The organism is Bartonella sp. AP58NXGY (assembly GCF_042195785.1).
Lineage (GTDB): Bacteria > Pseudomonadota > Alphaproteobacteria > Rhizobiales > Rhizobiaceae > Bartonella.
Window position 1 is genome coordinate 56,048 of the sequence record NZ_JBHIOY010000004.1, and the last position, 19,840, is coordinate 75,887.

General features: G+C 37.7%; 17 protein-coding genes. 7 read left to right on the forward strand and 10 right to left on the reverse strand.

Features of this window, described 5'->3' with window-relative positions:
• Positions 1-17 precede the first annotated feature (17 nt).
• From ACFINC_RS04025 to ACFINC_RS04050, 6 genes are all read right to left on the reverse strand, one after another.
• Positions 18-1,277: an acetyl-CoA carboxylase biotin carboxylase subunit family protein gene (locus tag ACFINC_RS04025; RefSeq protein ID WP_375616206.1), complete on the reverse strand. Its 1,260-nt coding sequence runs from the start codon at positions 1,275-1,277 to the stop codon at positions 18-20.
• Positions 1,274-2,221 carry a DMT family transporter gene (locus ACFINC_RS04030; protein ID WP_375616207.1) on the reverse strand — a complete coding sequence of 316 codons (948 nt, stop codon included), beginning with the start codon at positions 2,219-2,221 and terminating at the stop codon, positions 1,274-1,276. The genes ACFINC_RS04025 and ACFINC_RS04030 overlap by 4 nt, the downstream gene beginning before the upstream one ends.
• The gene (locus tag ACFINC_RS04035; RefSeq protein ID WP_375616208.1) at positions 2,218-2,415 is read right to left on the reverse strand and encodes a hypothetical protein; all 198 of its coding nucleotides are present in this window, start codon (positions 2,413-2,415) and stop codon (positions 2,218-2,220) included. The genes ACFINC_RS04030 and ACFINC_RS04035 overlap by 4 nt, the downstream gene beginning before the upstream one ends.
• A 53-nt stretch (positions 2,416-2,468) precedes the next feature.
• Positions 2,469-2,846, reverse strand: coding sequence for a hypothetical protein (locus tag ACFINC_RS04040; RefSeq protein ID WP_375616209.1), 378 nt, complete (start codon positions 2,844-2,846; stop codon positions 2,469-2,471).
• Between the two features lie 135 nt (positions 2,847-2,981).
• Positions 2,982-3,431, reverse strand: coding sequence for a hypothetical protein (locus tag ACFINC_RS04045; RefSeq protein WP_375616210.1), 450 nt, complete (start codon positions 3,429-3,431; stop codon positions 2,982-2,984).
• A gap of 43 nt (positions 3,432-3,474) precedes the next feature.
• Positions 3,475-3,729 (reverse strand): prephenate dehydratase domain-containing protein, encoded by a 255-nt coding sequence (locus ACFINC_RS04050; protein ID WP_375616297.1) that lies wholly within the window; start codon positions 3,727-3,729, stop codon positions 3,475-3,477.
• Between the two features lie 915 nt (positions 3,730-4,644).
• Between ACFINC_RS04050 and ACFINC_RS04055 the strand changes: the two genes are divergently transcribed.
• A complete protein-coding gene (locus ACFINC_RS04055; RefSeq protein ID WP_375616211.1) occupies positions 4,645-5,427 on the forward strand; it encodes an ATP12 family chaperone protein in 783 nt (260 codons plus the stop codon).
• Between the two features lie 374 nt (positions 5,428-5,801).
• On the opposite strand, the gene ACFINC_RS04060 is transcribed toward ACFINC_RS04055, so the two are convergent.
• The 3 genes from ACFINC_RS04060 to ACFINC_RS04070 form a co-directional block, all read right to left on the reverse strand.
• Positions 5,802-6,347, reverse strand: a complete 546-nt coding sequence (locus ACFINC_RS04060) for a hypothetical protein (protein ID WP_375616212.1) — start codon at positions 6,345-6,347, stop codon at positions 5,802-5,804.
• A 156-nt stretch (positions 6,348-6,503) separates the two neighbouring features.
• On the reverse strand, positions 6,504-7,913 hold the full coding sequence (glnA, locus tag ACFINC_RS04065; RefSeq protein WP_375616213.1) for a type I glutamate--ammonia ligase: 1,410 nt from the start codon (positions 7,911-7,913) through the stop codon (positions 6,504-6,506).
• Positions 7,914-7,972: 59 nt separating this feature from the next.
• Positions 7,973-8,311: a P-II family nitrogen regulator gene (locus tag ACFINC_RS04070; protein ID WP_375616214.1), complete on the reverse strand. Its 339-nt coding sequence runs from the start codon at positions 8,309-8,311 to the stop codon at positions 7,973-7,975.
• Positions 8,312-8,943: 632 nt separating this feature from the next.
• Between ACFINC_RS04070 and ACFINC_RS04075 the strand changes: the two genes are divergently transcribed.
• Complete coding sequence (locus ACFINC_RS04075; protein ID WP_375616215.1) at positions 8,944-9,225, forward strand: hypothetical protein; 282 nt, start codon at positions 8,944-8,946, stop codon at positions 9,223-9,225.
• A gap of 137 nt (positions 9,226-9,362) precedes the next feature.
• Here the strand turns inward: ACFINC_RS04075 and uvrA are convergent, their stop codons facing one another.
• Positions 9,363-12,278 (reverse strand): excinuclease ABC subunit UvrA, encoded by a 2,916-nt coding sequence (gene uvrA, locus ACFINC_RS04080; RefSeq protein WP_375616216.1) that lies wholly within the window; start codon positions 12,276-12,278, stop codon positions 9,363-9,365.
• Between the two features lie 331 nt (positions 12,279-12,609).
• On the opposite strand from uvrA, the gene ssb reads away from it, so the two are divergent.
• From ssb to ACFINC_RS04105, 5 genes are all read left to right on the forward strand, one after another.
• Positions 12,610-13,116, forward strand: coding sequence for a single-stranded DNA-binding protein (ssb, locus tag ACFINC_RS04085; RefSeq protein ID WP_375616217.1), 507 nt, complete (start codon positions 12,610-12,612; stop codon positions 13,114-13,116).
• 241 nt (positions 13,117-13,357) lie between these two features.
• Positions 13,358-16,141 (forward strand): DNA gyrase subunit A, encoded by a 2,784-nt coding sequence (gyrA, locus tag ACFINC_RS04090; protein ID WP_375616218.1) that lies wholly within the window; start codon positions 13,358-13,360, stop codon positions 16,139-16,141.
• Between the two features lie 24 nt (positions 16,142-16,165).
• Complete coding sequence (gene coaD / locus ACFINC_RS04095; RefSeq protein WP_375616219.1) at positions 16,166-16,684, forward strand: pantetheine-phosphate adenylyltransferase; 519 nt, start codon at positions 16,166-16,168, stop codon at positions 16,682-16,684.
• Positions 16,674-17,267: a peptidylprolyl isomerase gene (locus tag ACFINC_RS04100; RefSeq protein WP_375616220.1), complete on the forward strand. Its 594-nt coding sequence runs from the start codon at positions 16,674-16,676 to the stop codon at positions 17,265-17,267. Before coaD ends, ACFINC_RS04100 begins: the two co-directional genes overlap by 11 nt.
• Before the next feature lie 18 nt (positions 17,268-17,285).
• Positions 17,286-17,798 carry a peptidylprolyl isomerase gene (locus ACFINC_RS04105; RefSeq protein ID WP_375611520.1) on the forward strand — a complete coding sequence of 171 codons (513 nt, stop codon included), beginning with the start codon at positions 17,286-17,288 and terminating at the stop codon, positions 17,796-17,798.
• Positions 17,799-19,840 lie beyond the last annotated feature (2,042 nt).

Below are 19,840 nucleotides of genomic sequence, written 5' to 3' on the forward strand. Positions count from 1 at the left end.
AAAAAAATAAATTTTTTTTATAAGTCAGTATTTTGCCATATGATGCTTAAAGTATCATCAAGCCATTTATGGTAATTGCGTGCTTCTTCGTTTGAGGCATGAACAGAGAAAATAAAACCAGGATATCCACCAAATGCTGGTGGCGGTGGTGAAATATGATCCGTTTCAAAGAAAATGATAGTTCTGCTAGTTTGTGGATGTTGTACGACCTTATCGAGACCTAAAAATCCAGAGAAGCGTCCATCCCCATGAAGAGGAATAATATAATTTGCAGCCACTTTTTTAGCTGGGAGGACATCAGGAAGATCTAAATTTTGTTCAGCTAAAGCCGCTTTCATACAGAGTTTTGCAAATGAAATTCCTGTACTTTGTTCTACAATAAAATGGGAGACACCTGACCCACCTATACGAGCGCCGATCTCAATGATATAAGGTAAATTATTAGCATCTAGGCGTAGCTCTACATGGGCAGCACCCATATTTATACCAAGAGCTTTGACTCCAGAGCATGCAGCCTCACATAAAGCAATAATTAAAGGATCATCTATATCACAGCGTTGACGATAAATTGTTTCTTCAAACCATGGTCCTTCAGGTTGTCCTTTGTCGCCAACAGCTAAAACATGCACACCTGTTGTATCAACAAAACATTCTACGACAAATTCTTTTCCTGGCAAATATCGTTCTACAATTAAACCTACAGGTTTATTTTTATCATTAAAACGTGCCATGTCTTTATACTGAACATTCCATACAGCTTTGATAAGCTTAGAAAATTCTTCAGGATTTTTAGCTAACATGACGCCTGTACTCGCCCATCCAGAGACGGGTTTAATAACAAGCGGATAGTCTAAGGTTTGTGTTTGTAATAGGTCTTCTGGATTATCTATATACAGAAATTTCGGTGTTCTTAAGCCTGCTTTAGCAAAAGCTTGACGCATGAGATATTTGTTTCTGGTTAATGCTGCTACTTCTGGTTCAATACTTGGGGTGTTGATTTTTTTTGCAGCCAAAGCTGTCCATAGAATGGCTTCTTCGCGAAGGGTCATAACCCCAGCGATATTGCGTTCTTTTACGCCTGCTGCAAAAGCGTCTAGAGCTGCTTCTGGATTATCAAAAACAGGAAGTTGCCAAGTTGCACTGACTGCTGCGGGTTGAGTAGGAGCGCTTTCAGCGGTATCATAGATCATTACTAATTCGATATTAGCTGCTTGTGCTGCTTCAAATATAAACGGGAACTTTGTATTGCGCTGACAAACTAACGCGAGTTTTTTCATTTTGTTTCCTCATTAAATTTGGAATTTTTGGCACGACGTTTCTGTTGCCATCCAGATACCTTTGATGCATCTATAAATAAGAGTGTCATTCCTATAACAGCCATCATCATAGCCATTATTTTAATAGCATTGAGAGAAGGGCTAGAGCCGATTATCCATTCACATGTAACCACTGCAAAAGGGGATAATACGCCAATAGTGTTGGCGTATAATACACCTCCCTCAGCTAAAACTTTTTGGTACAAAACGTAAACTGGTGCCGAGCAGACAGTTCCTAAAATCAATATCTTAAATATATCTTCTAACTTAAGATATAAGAGTGGGGCAGGATCAAAAATAAATAATGGCATAAATGATGCGGCAGAAATTGTTGTGATCCAAGCCAGAGAGGTGAGCAAAGGTAAATTTTTAAGATAACGTTTAGATAATAAGCCATAAGCAGAGTAAGAAAGTGCTGCTGTTAAGGCAAGAACTACTCCTATCAGGTTATAATATCCACCTTCTCCACGGTTTATATTGAATGCTACAGCTGCTATACTGACAATTATCACTCCACTAAGCTTCAGCCATGAGAATTTAAGGACATTTGTCAATGCACCTAATATATAAGTAATTCCTGGAATAGTAGCGAGTACCATGGTTAAATCACTGGCTTTGAGTGATTTTAATGCACCAAAACTGCATACAAAGTACAGCGAAAATCCTAACACTGAGAGAATAAAAAAAGCAGGTATCATGGAAAGCAATGGTAAGGATCTGAAAACAGCTTTCTCACGAAATACTGCAATCAGCCATAAGGTGGCAGCGGTGGCAAACAACCTAAGTCCAACCGCATGCATGACGGGTATATTGCTAACCAAATTCTTAGATAATAACCAACTTATGGAAAACAATGCTAGAATGGCAAAAGTAAATAGGAATAACCGTCCTTTTAAGAAACTCAATGATTTAATCCCCCAATAACGTATTGTGCATAAGATGATGTTGAAAAATTAAATCGTGATTTTGAGGTTTGCGGTCTTCCAAGATTATTTTGGATATAATCCCTAGCCTCTGCCAAATAAGCATCATTATCTAAAGTTTCAATTGCTTTTATAGCGGCAATCATCAATGCTCTTACTTGCTTGAGATGCTCCAAATTAAATTGAAGATCCCTCCTTGATCTGTTTTAATCAATGCTTTGATACGCATCTATATTTCAAAAAGCAATAAACCTGTATCAGCATCGAATGTTATATGCTGATCAGAACCTTTTGGATAACGAAATATGCGTTCTAAGAGAACAAACTCAATTCTTTCTTTCCAAATCTTTGAACAACCTTTTAGCATAATACGCATTGTAATTAAGTCAACTTTAGTTTCCTCTAAAAGTCCTGTAAACCAATTTAATTTTATATACAAATTTTTATCTAATGGTCGAGGTCTGGTATCCGGTGTGATGTGCATAGTCGTGATAATAGTCCCCCACAAACAGCGCATATCGTAAATTTCTTCCTTAGATAAGTTACGACTATACAATTGACTGAATAGGAATTTATTGTCTCTACCAAGCAAACGTTCTGCTTCCATAATTGTCTGCTTATTGTAAATATCACAAAATTTGCTGAAAAAACAAAGCAAATGCTTGTTTATCAATTTTTTGAGCAGTCGCTACAGATTCTGGGAATAGAACAATGCAATTGCCTTCTAAAAACCCCTTTGATGCTATTCCCATTTTATACATTGAAAAGGTGATACATAATTCTTTGTATATTTTAAGGCGTCAGCAAGATAGGCTGTTTCATGACGATATCCTGTAACTAATTCCAGCCGGAATCCTTTTGGATCAGGTTCATTTGTTGCACGCATTGGAGCCAAGAAAAACAAGGGAGCATCTGGTAATGGCGCTTTGAAAGCAGTCAAGGTGTTATCAAATTGAGGAGGAGTACTTAAACCGCTGAGCATCCACAGATGAAGATCATCAGAAGTGGTCACCAAAAGTTCCGGAGATAATCCGTCAATTATATCTGCATGATGATTGAGTAGAGTGATCAATTCATTGATCATATTACTATCTGCTGAAGGTGGTTCCTTAATGCTCCCATTTCGTTCTTGGCGCACACGAAATTTGTCAACCAAGTTAACAATGGAAAGAAGCACTTCAGATTTTTTCATGATGAGCTGACTTTAGCGAGTGGAGCAAAAAGGCCATTGGCACTTATCCAAAATTTTCGACAATACTCAGCCTATAGCGATTTGCCGCAACCGATGTTGTGATACAAGCATCGGTTTTTTCAGCCTTACAAAGAACGGCTGCATCAGCATTGCTGTTGGCAAATACTTTGTCATATTGATGAGCTACCAGAGATTGCGGGGCAGGGTGAGTCGCTACGATTTTAATTTCATCAATGTTATTGCGTTTAGCTAAAACTATAGAGTGAGTAGGCATGATAAAGCTATTAAATAATTGCATGTCACCTAAACGGGTAAATATGAATGTATGCAAATCAGGGTAAGTAGCACAACTTAAGAGATAAGCATCTTTTTTTTGAGAAAGTTCATTAAATGCTTCTTCAAGAGTTGCCTATAAGATAATGCGGGATCTCGAGTCAGTGGACAAAATATTTTTATTGTGATTGTCAAGCCACCATTGTTCTGCAGTCGCACAGTTAGTTTCTGCAGGGCCAAGTGTATAGATAAAAGTATTATTTTCAAATTGCATGATCTCTATTCTTTTAATTATGTGCCTAAATTTAGACTAGTGCAATATGTGTAGTATATCAAGAAAAATAAGTTAAATAATTTAGTGCTTAAAAAAACATATGCATATGTGAAAGAAAATTTACGATATAATTTTGTCTTGTCATTGCCCTATCATGCCATAAAATATCATTGTTTAGGAGAGTTATTAGGGAGAAAAAATTTGGAGCAGGGAATATTTGTTGGATATGACGAATGATTGGAATGGTGAAGCAAAGGTTGATGATGTGTAAAGCACACTGTTCTTTTGGGGATAATAAGCCTTTTTCGACTTTACAATTTTGCAAAAAGTATTTTTTTAGCTGTTCGTATTGTAAGTGGATAACGAATAGAGTGGTAAAACACGATTGCTTCTACCATTTAATTCAATATATTTAACTTTTAATTAAAATAATATTTTTAAAAAATATTCTACAGTTGTGACTGTGTTGAATATATGAAAAGGTATCATCATTGGCTTGATTGGCTTGTTTGTAAAAGAAACATGAAATATAACTCTTAAATTAGAGTGGGATTGGCAAGATCTTTTTCCTTCTTTGAGGTGTGTGAAGGGCGGATTAAATCTTATTAAAATATATAAAACTTAGAAAAAATAGTCTCTTTCTTGAAAAGATCAGAGGTAAACAATATGCGTGAGATTTTGGATCATTTTGATATGCCATTGAATAAAAATATTTCTGTTCAACAGACTCAAAATCTTTCATGCCAATCACACCCAAAACGATTTTATCAACAAGTGAAAATTGCTTGTGAGGAAGGAGGCTTTACTCTCTTATTAGATGGACATTCTGTTAAAACACCCGCAAGGCGTCATTTTCATGTGCCAACGCAAGTGTTTGCTGAATATGTTGCTCAGGAATTTGAGAACCAAAAGCACGTTGTTGATCCTGCAAAAATGCCGATGACGCGTTTGGTTAATACAGTTATTGATGGTATCGCTGATGATATGCAGGCTGTGTTTGAAGATTTATTGCGTTTCGTTGCATGTGATATGATCTTTTATCGTGCACAGACACCTAAAGAGTTGGTGCAAAAACAATCTGAACAATGGGATCCTTTATTAGATTGGGCAGAAAAAAAACTGGGTTCAAGGTTTTATTTGACAGAAGGGCTAATGCATGTGGAACAATCACCAGAAGCGCTTCAAGCAGTCAGTAATTATTTACGTAGAGTTGAATCTCCTTATATGCTTGCTGCACTTCATCTGATGACGACCTTAACAGGATCTGCTCTCATTGCTCTTGCGGTCGCTGCGGGAAAGATTGATGCTGATCATGCATGGTCTATTGCCCACTTAGATGAAGATTGGATGATGGAACAATGGGGAATAGATAAAGAAACAATAGAACGCCGTGCTCATAAAAAAGTTGAATTTAATGTTGCGGTTACAATTGCTACAGTATGTTTATAAGATTTCTTTATTTCCTTGGGCTTTTTTAAGAAACATCTCTCAAAGAGCACCCAAGCCATTTCACGGTGCCAACCATGAATGGTATAACGATAAAGCCATTGAGCAACACTATCTTTACGCTTGTGAAGAAGTACGCCGGTACCATCATACACTTTGCCAGCTCGTAGGTGTTGCGAACAGTCCTTGGCACTTGAGAGGGTTCATAAGAGGCATTTTTAGTTCTTTCTTGTACAGTTTTTACCCATATGCCAGCCCTGTTTTTGATGCGCAAGGAAATGGTTTTTATTGATTCAATATACACAGATTTGAAATGAGAGAATCTTACGATATTTAGCTTTCTAATTCATTTATAAATCAATGTGTTGTTTTTGCTGTTACATTATTTTTGTGATTTTGAGAGGATTGATTTTTACTTTTTCAAGTCCAGGAAATATTTCGTTGGTTATGTTTAAGATTGCTTCGTCATTACCACGGATAAAATACCATTGATTATCGTGAAGGAGGGCAATAATTTCAGTTTGAATAGAGCATTTTTTTCCAGCATTTGTTGCGGTTACAAGCTCCACGGGTATAACAAAATAAGGAATGCCATTATCAAGTGTCCCTTCGCGTTTTTGTTTTTCGTCAATGTGGATACTTTCAATTTTATAATTTTTTGCCAACCATTCTATTTGGCTTTTCATGATTTGTCGAAATTGTGATTTACTAAGATTTTTTTTGGTAGTTAAGTTGTTGATGATTTGGGGCGGGATAGCGTTTAAGATGGCATTTGCATCGGCATTTTTAAGTGCTTTACTATAAGCAGATGTCGCTTTTTCAAGAGTTATGAGTTTTTGGTTTGTAATCGTATGTGCTTGAGTTGTTGATGTGATAAAGACAATGCATAAAAGAACGGGAACGAGAAAACAAATTCGCGGCATTAGAAACCTTGTTAATTAATTGGAAGAGATTCAACATATTATAAAGGAAAAGCAGATGAGCAAAAAGCCTCTTGCGCCCTTGCATGAGAAGAATATCCACAAAAATGGAGGCTTTGACCTCCATTTTAAAAATCAAAGGAATACGTATTGATATGTTTAAACAGAATAGTACATATCAAATTCAACAGGATGGGGTGTTGTTTCGTAGCGCAAAACTTCTTGCATCTTTACTTGAATGAAGGAATTAATCTGATCATCATCAAAAACGTCGCCAGCTTTAAGAAAGCCACGATCTTTATCGAGTGCTTCAAGCGCTTCACGCAGACTTCCTGAAACGGTGGGGATGTCTTTGAGTTCTTTTAAGGGAAGGTCATAAAGATCTTTATCCATAGCGTGTCCAGGGTGAATTTTGTTTTTAATGCCATCAAGACCAGCCATTAAAAGGGCTGCAAATGCCAAATAGGGATTTGCTGTTGGGTCTGGAAAACGAACTTCTACGCGTTTTGAATTTGGTGAAGAGCTCATTGGAATACGGCAAGATGCGGAACGATTACGTGCTGAATAGGCAAGAAGAACAGGAGCTTCATAACCAGGAACCAAACGTTTATAGGAGTTTGTAGATGGGTTGGTAAAAGCATTGATTGCTTTTGCGTGCTTAATAACACCACCGATAAAAAATAAACAGGTTTCTGATAGTCCGGCATATTCGTTTCCTGCAAAAATGGGTTTGCCATCTTTCCAAATGGAGATGTGGACATGCATTCCAGAACCGTTATCACCAAAAACTGGTTTTGGCATGAAGGTTGCTGTTTTCCCATAACTGTTTGCTATTTGATGTACAACATATTTAAAAATTTGCATCTTGTCAGCCTCGCGAACGAGTGTATCAAAACGAATACCCAATTCATGTTGGCCTGCTGCTACTTCGTGATGGTGTTTTTCGACCTGTACGCCCATATCTTTGAGTGCTGTGAGCATTTCAGAACGCATATCTTGGCAAGAATCAATTGGCGGAACAGGAAGGTAGCCTCCCTTTATTCGTGGGCGATGCCCTAGATTGCCTGTTTCATATTCCATATCATCATTGGAGGGAAGTTCACTTGAATTGAGTTTAAACCCTGTGTTGTAAGGATCCGTTTTATAGCGCACATCATCAAAGATAAAAAACTCTGCTTCTGGACCTACATTGATCGTATCTCCAATGCCTAAAGATTTCATATAAACTTCGGCTCTTTTGGCGATAGAACGAGGATCTCTACGATAAAATTCACCAGAGACAGGGTCAAGTACGTCACAAAATATGACCAAAGTAGATTGAGCAAAAAAAGGATCAATATGCGCTGTTCCTGGATCTGGCATTAAAACCATGTCAGATTCATTAATTGTTTTCCAACCAGCAATTGAAGAGCCATCAAACATAACACCATCACTAAAAGTATCCTCGCTGATTTCTGCGATATCCATTGTGATGTGATGCAATTTTCCTCGTGGATCAGTAAAACGTAAATCAACAAAACGGATTTCGTTATCTGCAATCTGTTTGATAATATCTGATGCGGTTGTCATATTCAATTTCCTTAATATGGCGTTGAGGTGGATAAAAAAGTGAATTTTCTCGTTGTTTATTAAAGGGCATCGATCCCAGTTTCATCAGTCCCTATACGAATGGCATCATCAATGGAAAAGACAAATATTTTTCCATCCCCTATATGTTTGGTTTGGGCTGCTTTACGTATTGCATCAACAGTTTGTTCCAGTTTGTCATCGGACACGACAATTTCAATTTTTACTTTAGGGAGAAAGTCAACAACATATTTCGTCCCACGATAAAGTTCTGTATCTTCCCTTTGACGACCAAAACCTTTCGCTTCTGTTACTGTAATACCATGGAGCCCTATTTTTTGAAGCGCTTCTTTCACTTCATCAAGTTTGAAAGGTTTTATAATGGCTTCAATTTTTTTCATGCTGAAATTATCTCCAACGTTATTTTGTCTTTTTAGACTGCATCACATTATATTGACAACTGTAAGATGTCCAACAGATACTTTGTGCACAAAAAGTCGAAAACAATGACACTCTATGCTCTTTTAGGAGAGTTTCTTTTGTAGAATACAGCGAAATACTGTTTTTTGGAAAAAAACTTACAATCCTTATAAACGAATCAAAATAATCTCATTAAGAGAGTGTGCTTCCTTTTTTGGATAATACATTGACTTATAAGGATAATTAGATATTTTTTCTATGGTATGAAGAATTATTATAGCGTAAGATTTTCTCATTTTAGATCGTCTCATCAAAGCTATATCCTTGTATATCAAGAGATACGAGCCTGTGGATAAAAACATTTGAAAAAAGAAATATAAATGCCTTTTATGAAAACTCTCGATAACCAAAGGTTGTTACAATATTAGGGATTAGGGGGGAGCGCAAATATTGGAAATGAGGGTGTTAGTTTGCACTTGCTTAAAAGCGCAAAGATAGTGGTGTATAATAATTAATTTACCATTCTCAGGTGACTGTCGTGAACTGGATGTGGGAGTGTTGAAAAATATTTTTTTAAACAAGCGTGTGAATTGGCAACGCAAATATATTCTGTTTGGGGCGTTTTGTCTTTCGTGAGGAGCGAGATCTCATTAAAGAATGCAATAAACAAAAGCGTGAAGCAATGCGCAATCTTCATTCTTTTTTAAATATTGCTGTGGATGTTTTTGAAAATCGTAAAGATGAATTAAAAGGGGAGGATAAAGATGGAAACTGGTTTATACCCTTAAAACTTCATATCCTTTCAAAATTAGGTTGTCTTCTCGTTTCAGAGATTACACGCAATAGAGCTATGCAATATGTTTGCCCCTATTTGACAATACAAAAACTAAAATAAAACAGCTGATAAAGCGCTAAATTGTTTTTAGTCTTTGCTTCAAACATGTTGCACCACTGGAATTAGGTGTTGGTTTACAGGTAACAATAAAAGTACAGGCTTTGTTCGTATGCTGTATTTTATAAGGGGAAGCATTTTTAAGAATTGGAATTATAGAGGGATGGGCGCAGTAAAACATCTTTTAGAAATTTTCCTGTATAGGAAGCTGGAATTTTAATAATGTCTTCAGGGCGTCCAATTGCAACGATTTCTCCACCGCGATCTCCACCTTCTGGTCCTAAATCAATAATCCAGTCGGCTGTTTTTATAACATCAAGGTTATGTTCAATGACGATGACTGTGTTGCCTTGTTCGACCAGTTCGTGAAGCACTTCAAGAAGTTTGGAAATATCATGAAAATGTAAACCTGTTGTAGGTTCATCCAAAATATAGAGTGTACGTCCCGTTGTTTTACGTGAAAGCTCTTTCGCAAGTTTTACACGTTGTGCTTCTCCACCAGAAAGTGTGGTTGCTTGCTGTCCTACTTTTATGTAACCCAATCCTACTTTAATGAGAGTTTTCATTTTATTATGAATGGCTGGAACAGCTTGGAAAAATTCCTCTGCTTTTTCAATTGTCATATCCAAAATATCTGCGATAGATTGTCCTTTGAATTTTATTTCTAGTGTTTCTCGATTATAGCGTTTTCCTTTACAGACATCGCAAGTAACATAGACATCAGGTAAAAAGTGCATTTCAATTTTAATGACTCCATCACCTTGACATGCTTCGCAGCGTCCTCCTTTAACATTAAATGAAAAACGTCCTGCTTTATAACCACGGGCTTTTGATTCTGGAAGTTCGGCAAACCATTCACGAATCGGCGTAAAAGCGCCTGTATAGGTTGCGGGATTAGAGCGTGGGGTGCGTCCAATGGGGGATTGGTTGATATCAATGACTTTATCAAGAAATTCTAAGCCCTCAATTTTATCATAGCTGGCAGGAGTGTGATGAGAGCCCATGATGTGATGTGATGCTGCTTTGAAAAGCGTTTCAATAAGAAATGTTGATTTTCCTCCTCCAGAAACACCAGTTATGCATGTGAAGGTTCCAAGAGGGATGTTTGCATTGATATTTTTGAGGTTATTGCCTTTGGCACCGATGATTTTAAGTGTTTTCGATTTTGATATTTTACGCCGTTCTGTTGGCATTCTAACAGCCATTTTTCCTGAAAGGTATTGGCCTGTGAGAGAGGCTGAATTTTCTATAATTTCCTGTGGTGTACCTTGCGCTATGATTTCTCCACCATGAACGCCTGCGGCAGGGCCCATATCGACAACATAGTCTGCCGTGAGAATAGCATCTTCATCATGTTCAACGACAATAACTGTATTGCCAAGATTGCGCAAATGGCGCAGCATTTCCAAAAGGCGTTCATTATCGCGTTGGTGTAAACCGATGGATGGTTCATCTAAAATGTAAAGGACGCCTGTAAGACCAGAACCAATCTGGGATGCTAATCGAATACGTTGGCTTTCTCCCCCTGAAAGCGTTCCTGAATTGCGAGACAAGGTAAGATATTCCAATCCTACATGATTTAAAAAAGCTAAGCGTTCACGAATTTCTTTTAAAATACGTACAGCGATATTACGTTGTTTTTCTGTGAGATATTGATGAATATTGGCAAACCAATCATCTGCTTGTGAGATGGAAAAATCTGATATTTGCCCAATATGCATCCCGTGGATTTTTACAGCGAGTGCCTCTGGTTTTAAACGATAACCGTGACACGCTGGACAAGGCGAAGAAGACATATAACGTTCGATTTCTTCACGGGACCAAGCAGAATCTGTTTCTTTCCAGCGTCTCTCCATATTAGGGATGATTCCTTCAAAAGATTGAGTTGTTTTATGCAAACCAGAATCATTTTTATAGATAAAAGAAATTTCATTTTTTTTTGTACCGTAGAGAATAGCTTGTTGTGCTTCATCGGAGAGTTCACACCATTGATTTGTGAGTTTGAAACCGTAAGCTTTTCCTAATGCTTCTAAGGTTTGGCTATAGTAAAGTGAATCTAATTTAGCCCAAGGAGCAATGGCTCCATTCTTTAGGGTAAGATTTTTATTGGGCACAATTTTCAGTGGATCCATTGTCTTTTTGATGCCCAGTCCATCGCAGAGAGGACAGGCACCAAAAGGATTATTGAACGAAAAAAGGCGTGGTTCAATTTCAGGGATAGAGAAACCAGATATAGGGCAAGAAAACTTTTCTGAAAAAATGAGCCGTTTGTGTGTATCATTTTTTGATTTATGAGCAGATTCCTTTGTCGTTTCTTTTGGTGTCAAGGGGAGATCTGTCATTTCAGCAATGGCAAGTCCATTGGCTAGCTGTAAACAGGTTTCTATACTATCAGCTAAACGAGAGGTGATATCCTTTTGTACAACAATGCGGTCTACCACAACGTCGATGTCATGTTTATACTTTTTATCAAGAGGTGGAATGTCAGGGATTTCATAAAACTTGCCATCAACTTTAGCGCGTTGAAATCCTCTTTTTAAGAGTTCTGTTAGCTCTTTTTTATATTCTCCCTTTCGTCCTCGTACCAAGGGTGCCATAATAAAAATTCGCGTTCCTTCTGGTAAGGACATAATTTGATCCACCATTTGGCTTACCGTTTGGCTTTCAATAGGAAGTCCTGTTGCAGGAGAATGAGGAATACCAATACGGGCAAAGAGAAGGCGCATGTAGTCGTGGATTTCAGTAACGGTGCCTACTGTTGAACGGGGATTGCGGCTCGTTGTTTTTTGTTCAATGGAGATGGCTGGGGAAAGTCCGTCTATGCGGTCGACATCGGGTTTTTGCATGACTTCCAGAAATTGGCGTGCATAGGCCGAAAGGCTTTCGACATAGCGACGTTGTCCTTCAGCGTAAATTGTATCAAAAGCTAAAGATGATTTACCTGATCCAGAAAGTCCTGTTATAACAATGAGTTTGTCACGAGGCAGATCGAGATCAATATTTTTAAGGTTATGCTCACGTGCACCGCGAATAGAGATATATTTTTGATGTGTCATATTTTATCCTTGGCATATGTGACAAAAATTGAGCATCTAAAATGGAATAAAACTGTTTTTTTAGAATTACAATGTGTTTAACTGCTTTAATGCAGAAAGAAGGAATAAGTTTTGTGAAAAGAAAAATACAAATGAGCAGCTTTTTATTCTCTGGTGGTGGAATAAACTATGCGTTTTTATCATCTTTTGTTATAATTAATGGATACAATATTGGGAAAGGATAGCAATATCCATATTGGAGGTCAATTGTAGACATATAAATTGAAGGTCAAGATGGTTGTAACTGTTATACAACAAATATTGTACGATTTAAAATTTTGGAGTTTATGCGATGGCTGGTAGCCTTAATAAAGTTATTTTGATTGGTAATCTCGGGGCAGATCCTGAAATCCGCCGTTTGAATTCTGGTGATCAAGTGGCAAATCTACGTATTGCTACTTCAGAAAGTTGGCGTGATCGGAATACAAATGAGCGAAAAGAACGTACTGAATGGCATAGTATTGTTATTTTTAATGAAAACCTTGTCAAAGTTGTAGAGCAATATTTAAAAAAGGGGAGCAAAATTTATATTGAGGGGCAGTTGCAGACACGGAAATGGCAAGATCAAAATGGAAATGACCGTTATACAACAGAGGTTGTTTTGCAAAAATACCGTGGTGAATTACAAATGCTTGATGGGCGCGGAGCAGCGGGTGGAGAGCAGGGAGCAAGTCAAGGGGGGAGTTACAGTGGTGACTTTGCTAATAGTAGTTCAAATCAAAGAAATACTTTTGGTCAAAATAATAACCAATTAGGAGAAAGTTTTTCACACAAATTAGATGATGATGTCCCTTTTTAAGAGGCTTTAAAGTTGCAGTATTATGATTGCTTTATGGTTTGTTTGTTTTAGATTTTTGAAGTTTAGCAAAGTGAAAACTATTCATTGTTATTGGTAATTTTTAATAGAAATTAATAACATCTTGAAAAATATTGTTAAATTTCTTTTTTGTTATGGGAGAGAAATTAGCATTTTTGTGTATTTTTCGATATAAACCGATATAAATAAAGTGAAATGATTCTTTTTTGAAAGTTTTGAAATTGTGACCGATCTTACTCCACACCCAGAACGTGATGTGCTGACCGGTATTGAACCAATCAGTATTATTGATGAAATGCAACGCTCCTATCTCGATTATGCGATGAGCGTGATTGTTTCGCGTGCACTTCCCGATGTTCGTGATGGTCTTAAGCCTGTTCATCGACGTATCCTTCATGCTATGAACGAGATGGGGCTTTCTTTCAATAAGCCGTATCGTAAATCTGCTGGTGTCGTTGGTGAGGTTATGGGAAAATTCCATCCTCATGGTGATGCTTCAATTTATGATGCTTTGGTGCGTATGGCGCAGGACTTCTCTTTGAGAAATCCATTGATTGATGGTCAGGGGAATTTTGGTTCCGTTGATGGTGATCCACCTGCAGCTATGCGCTATACTGAGTGTCGTTTAGAAAAAGTTTCAGAAGAACTTTTAGCTGATATTGATAAAGATACTGTTGATTTTCAGGATAATTACGATGGGCGTGAACGTGAACCGGTTGTCTTGCCAGCACGTTTCCCTAATCTTTTGGTCAATGGGTCAGGGGGGATTGCTGTGGGAATGGCAACCAATATTCCTCCCCATAATCTTGGTGAAGTCGTTGATGGTTGTATCGCTTTGATTGATAATCCTGATATCACACTCGATAAAATAATTGAAATTATTCCTGGTCCGGATTTTCCTACAGGGGGTATTATCCTTGGCCACTCTGGTGTTCGTTCAGCTTATGAAACAGGGCGTGGCTCAATCATTATGCGTGCTAAAGTTGAGATCGAAGAAATTCGCAGTGGTCGACAAGCAATTATTGTGAGTGAGATCCCTTATCAAGTTAATAAGGCCACAATGATTGAGAAAATGGCCGAATTGGTGCGCGATAAACGCATTGAGGGAATCTCTGATTTGCGTGACGAATCGGATCGTGATGGATATCGCGTTGTTATTGAGTTGAAAAAAGATGTTGTTGCGGAAGTTGTTTTAAACCAATTATATCGTTATACGCCACTGCAAACTTCCTTTGGTTGTAATATGGTTGCTTTGAATGGGGGAAAACCCGAACAGATGACGTTGCTTGATATGCTTCGTGCATTTGTTTCTTTTCGGGAAGAAGTTGTTAGTCGGCGAACAAAATATCTTTTGCGTAAAGCGCGTGAGCGGGCCCATGTTTTGGTGGGGCTTGCCCTTGCAGTTGCCAATATTGATGAAATTATAGCGCTTATTCGCAAAGCTCCTGATCCACAGACAGCACGTACACAATTAATGGAACGACGCTGGCCAGCGATGGATGTTGCACCTTTGATTAAACTTATTGATGATCTTCGCCATATTATCCACGAGGATGGTACTTATAATCTCTCTGAAGAACAGGCACGTGCTATTTTAGAATTGCGTTTGCAACGGTTGACAGCCCTTGGACGTGATGAAATCGCTGATGAATTGAATAAAATTGGTGTGGATATTGCTGATTATCTTGATATCTTAGCATCGCGCGTACGCATTATGGGTATTGTTAAGGACGAGTTGAGTGCTCTGCGTGAGGAATTTGCAACACCGCGACGTACCGTATTTGGTTTTGGTAGCGCTGAGATGGAGAGTGAAGATCTGATCGCGCCAGAGGATATGGTCGTAACGGTGAGCCATAGTGGCTATATTAAGCGCGTACCTCTTAATACCTATCGTGCGCAACGCCGTGGTGGTAAAGGGCGTTCTGGTATGTCCACGAAGGATGAGGATTTTGTAACACGGTTGTTTGTCGCCAATACGCATACACCGGTTCTTTTCTTTTCATCACGTGGGATTGTTTATAAGGAGAAAGTTTGGCGTTTACCGCTAGGTACACCGCAATCACGTGGGCGGGCTTTGATCAATATGCTTCCCTTACAACAAGGTGAACGCATTACAACAATTATGCCTTTGCCTGAAGACGAAGCAAGCTGGAGCGCATTGGATGTCATGTTTGCGACAACACGTGGAACTGTACGTCGTAATAAGTTGTCAGATTTTGTTCAGGTTAACCGTAATGGTAAAATTGCAATGAAACTTGATGAGGAAGATGAAATTCTTTCTGTTGAAACTTGTACAGAACATCACGATGTCGTTCTAACAACAGCGAATGGACAATGTATCCGTTTTCCAGTTGTTGATGTGCGTGTCTTTGCGGGGCGTAATTCTGTGGGGGTTCGTGGTATCAATTTGGCTAAAGGCGATAAAGTCATTTCGATGACAATTTTAGAGCATGTCGAGGCAACGTCCATTGAACGTTCTGCTTATATTAAACGTGTCATGAATGAACGGCGTGCTGCTGGTGCAGATGCTGATGTTGAAGATCTTGTCATTCTGGATGATGAAGATGGGGGTGTTGAAACAGAGTTAACAGATGAACGTTATGCAGAACTTCATGCACGTGAACAAATGCTTTTAACAGTGAGTGAATTTGGTTATGGTAAACGTTCTTCTTCCTATGAGTTCCGGATTTCGGGACGTGGTGGAAAAGGGATTCGTGCAACAGATCCATCTAAAACAGCTGAAATTGGTAAATTAGTAGCGGCTTTTCCGGTGAAGGCGCAAGACCAAATTATGTTGGTGTCAGATGGGGGGCAGCTTATTCGTGTCCCTGTTGAGGGAATACGTACTGCTGGGCGTTCAACTAAGGGCGTTACGATTTTTAATACAGCTGAAGGTGAAAGAGTCGTATCGGTTGAACGTATTTCTGAACCTGAAGATGATACGAGTTCATTAGATGATGAAAGTGTGAAGCATTCTGATACGATTGATATGAGCGAAGAAAAATAATTTTGAAGAGGATGGAGTGAAATCATGAAAATTGCTCTTTACGCAGGTTCATTTGATCCTCTTACAAACGGTCATCTTGATGTTTTAAAAGGGTGTTTTGTGTTAGCTGATAAGGTGGTCGTCGCTATAGGTATACAGGCTGACAAAAAAACACTCTTTAGCTTTGAAGAGCGTGTTGATTTCATTATGCAGGTAGGGAAAGACTTGTTTGGTGCAGATTCTAATCGATTGCAGGTTCTTTCATTTAATAACCTTCTCATTGATAAGGCACGTGAAGTTGGTGCTTCATTTCTCGTTCGCGGATTGCGTGATGGTACTGATCTTGATTATGAAATGCAAATGGCAGGGATGAATGGCATTCTGGCTCCTGAATTGCAAACTGTTTTTTTGCCGGCAAGTGTTTCTGGGCGTGCGATAACGTCTACATTGGTCCGTCAAATTGCCTCTATGGGAGGTGATGTGACACCATTTGTGCCGCCCAATATTGCACAAGCTTTGCGCTCGAAATTCCAGTCTTTAGAGGAGAATAAGTGTGTCTCGTAGAATTTTTGCTGTTTTGATATGTGTATTTTGTTTTTTTTCATTGTCCGCTGTCGCTGGTAATTCTAGTCCAGCGAGTGATGCAAGCCTTCTTGTTTTATCTCTCAACAACGGTGAGGTTGTTATTCGCCTGCGTCCTGATTTGGCACCAAAACATGTTGCGCAAATCAAAAAACTAACAGAGGAAGGGGCCTATAATAATGTTGTTTTTCATCGTGTAATTCCTGGCTTTATGGCACAAACTGGTGATGTAAAGTTTGGAAAAAAAGGCAGTAGAGATTTTGATCTAAAACGCGTTGGTATGGGGGGATCAAATTATCCCAATATACCGGCTGAGTTTTCAAAGCAGCCATTTAAGCGTGGTACTGTTGGGATGGCACGTTCACAAGATCCAGATTCTGCGAATTCTCAGTTCTTCATTTGTTTTGATGATGCTGCTTTTTTAAACGGTCAGTATACGGTTATTGGGGAAGTAATAAAGGGGATGGATGTTGTTGATAAAATTAAAAAAGGTACCACAAGTAATAATGGATCTGTAGAAAATCCTGATGTTATTAATGCTGCTACTTTACAAGTTGAGAAATGAATCAAGGGAGCTTTCCATATGGCTGAGAATAAAAATCCAGAGAATACTTTAATTCTTGAAACAACAAAGGGCAGAGTTGTTATTGAGCTTTTTGCTGATTTAGCACCTTGTCATGTTGCACGTATTAAAGAACTTGTCCGTGAAGGTGCTTATGATAATGTTATTTTCCATCGCGTTATTGATGGCTTTATGGCGCAGACTGGAGATGTGCAATTTGGAAAGAAGGATAGTGAAAAATTCAATTTATCACGTGCTGGTATGGGGGGGGCAGAAAAACCAAATTTAACAGCAGAGTTTTCAAATCTTTCTCATAAGCGTGGGACAGTTTCTATGGCGCGTAGTCAGAATCCAAATTCTGCTAACTCTCAGTTTTTTATTTGTTTTGCAGATGCTCCGTGGCTTGATCGTCAATATTCCATATGGGGGCAGGTTGTTGAAGGTATGGAAAATGTTGATAAAATTAAACGTGGTGAACCTGTTGCAGATCCAGATTCAATTACCAAAGCCATTATTGCTGCGGATGTAGAATAGTATAAACTATACTGATTTCAATTGTAAGTTGCTAAGAGAAAATTCTCCTATCTGATATAGGGTGGCAATCAGTGATTGCAGCTTAAATTCCTAACAGAATTCAGCTGCTATGCCTTTATTCTCTCTATCAAGTTTCTTTTAATTTATGGATTTAGAGAATTTTGTTTGCTGTATTGGGGAAAGGTTGTTGATTTGTTTGGGTATTTTCTCGAACGAAGAGACAGCCTAATTAGGTGGAAGACGTAAAGATGAAAATAAAAGGCTCATCTTACTCTCTCCTTTTAAATTCAGCTTTACTTTTTCAAAAGTATCTAAAGCAATGTCTGTTAAATAATAAAGATGACGCATTGCCTTATGCTTTGGTCCTTCTTGTTTTTTTTAATAAGAGGAACACTCATTACGTGGAATAGAGCGCTCCAAATAGAGTTGCGCATTTACGCGCTTTTTTAAAGAAACATCTCTCAGTGTATGCCAACATTCATTTAAACTCCCTCATCTTTATGCTTGTGAAGGAGCAAGCCAGTACCATCATATGCTTTTTTCAGCCTCCAATGTTATAACAAAGCCTTTGGTATGTGTAGTTTGACAGTAAGTGGGAAGAGGTGGGATTAGTTAGGAATACGTGATAATTTACTATTTTATGTATAGAATTTAGCATTAAATGTGTATTTTGTCAAAATGGATTTTAACACCTGAAATTGCCAAAAAGAGCTAAAAATAACGAAATTTGGAATTTTGGAGCAAAAATGAGAAAAGGCTTTGAAAGATCTTTGAAAATTCTTTTAAGATTTTTAAAAAGTCTGTGAAATCCCAGAAAACCGCCTTTGAAGACCCTTTGAGAGCCCCTTAAAAATCATTTAAAAAAAATAAATTGATGCAAAACCCGATGATAAGCTACAGTATGTGAGAATCTTAAAAAAATAAAAGTGCTTTTTAAAAGTGTTTTTATTTACACGTTAATCTCTCTTGTGATGTGCAAGAAAATGATTTTAGTTATTTTAACATATACAGATTTACAATAAGAGAAGCTAGCCCTTCATTCAACATATAGAAATAAATTATTATTATAAATCAATGTATTGATGCTGTTTCTAAATATTGTCGTTAATAAGATATTCTATCAAAGTTTGGCTTTTGTATCTTAATACGGTTTGTTCGCTGTAATTTGAGTATGAATAGCGCATTTTATTGTGCCTACTATTTATAGGGTTCGTCGTTTTTTACAATTGTTTTTGCGTTTCATAATAGGTGGTTCATTTTATTTTTATCCCATGTGGGTAATGATCTTACAGTTTAATTAAGGATTTTTCCTGTTAGATTGAATGAATTATTTTTTCATGCTTGTGCTTTTTAAAAAATTTTGATGAATCTATCAATGTGGATGATATAAGGTAAGGTTTTAAAATAGAGTATTACATTTGTGATGTTGGTTGTCTTGTACAATCTAGAGAGCCTTTTAACGCCATATTATACGAATATATTGCGCAAGATAATGAAAATAAAAATCATGATTTTTTTATTTGCAATTGCAATGGAGCAAAGATGTAATCTCTAGGCTTGTGTTTTATGAAGTTATATCTAAATAACTTTAGAGATAGGTTTCTTTCTAGATTAGTACATTGATTTATAATGGATAAATTATTATTTTGTCCATTGAAAGAGCGCTCTGAATATTGTAAGATTTTTTTATTTCAATTTCTCTTATATTGACTTCTTCTCCATCCTAAAGGGTGAATTTTCTACGAGTGTCGGTTTGTAAGCCATTCTTTTTTCACGGTAGGGGGCTCCTACAGATTATTCATGCGGTTAAATTAATCAAAATCATCTCTTTTGCTCGTTACAAATGAGATTGGCGTGGGGAAAAACTATTGGAAAAAAACTCCCTTTTATGAATTATCTCAAGGGCTATCTCAATGCTGTGAACGGATAAATGATAATATGCATTTGCACTTTTATTAAGCGTAAGGCTCTCGGTGTCCGATAGATGAAAATTTTTTATCTATAAAAGTGAAGAATATTGGAAGTTGTATAATATTTTCAGA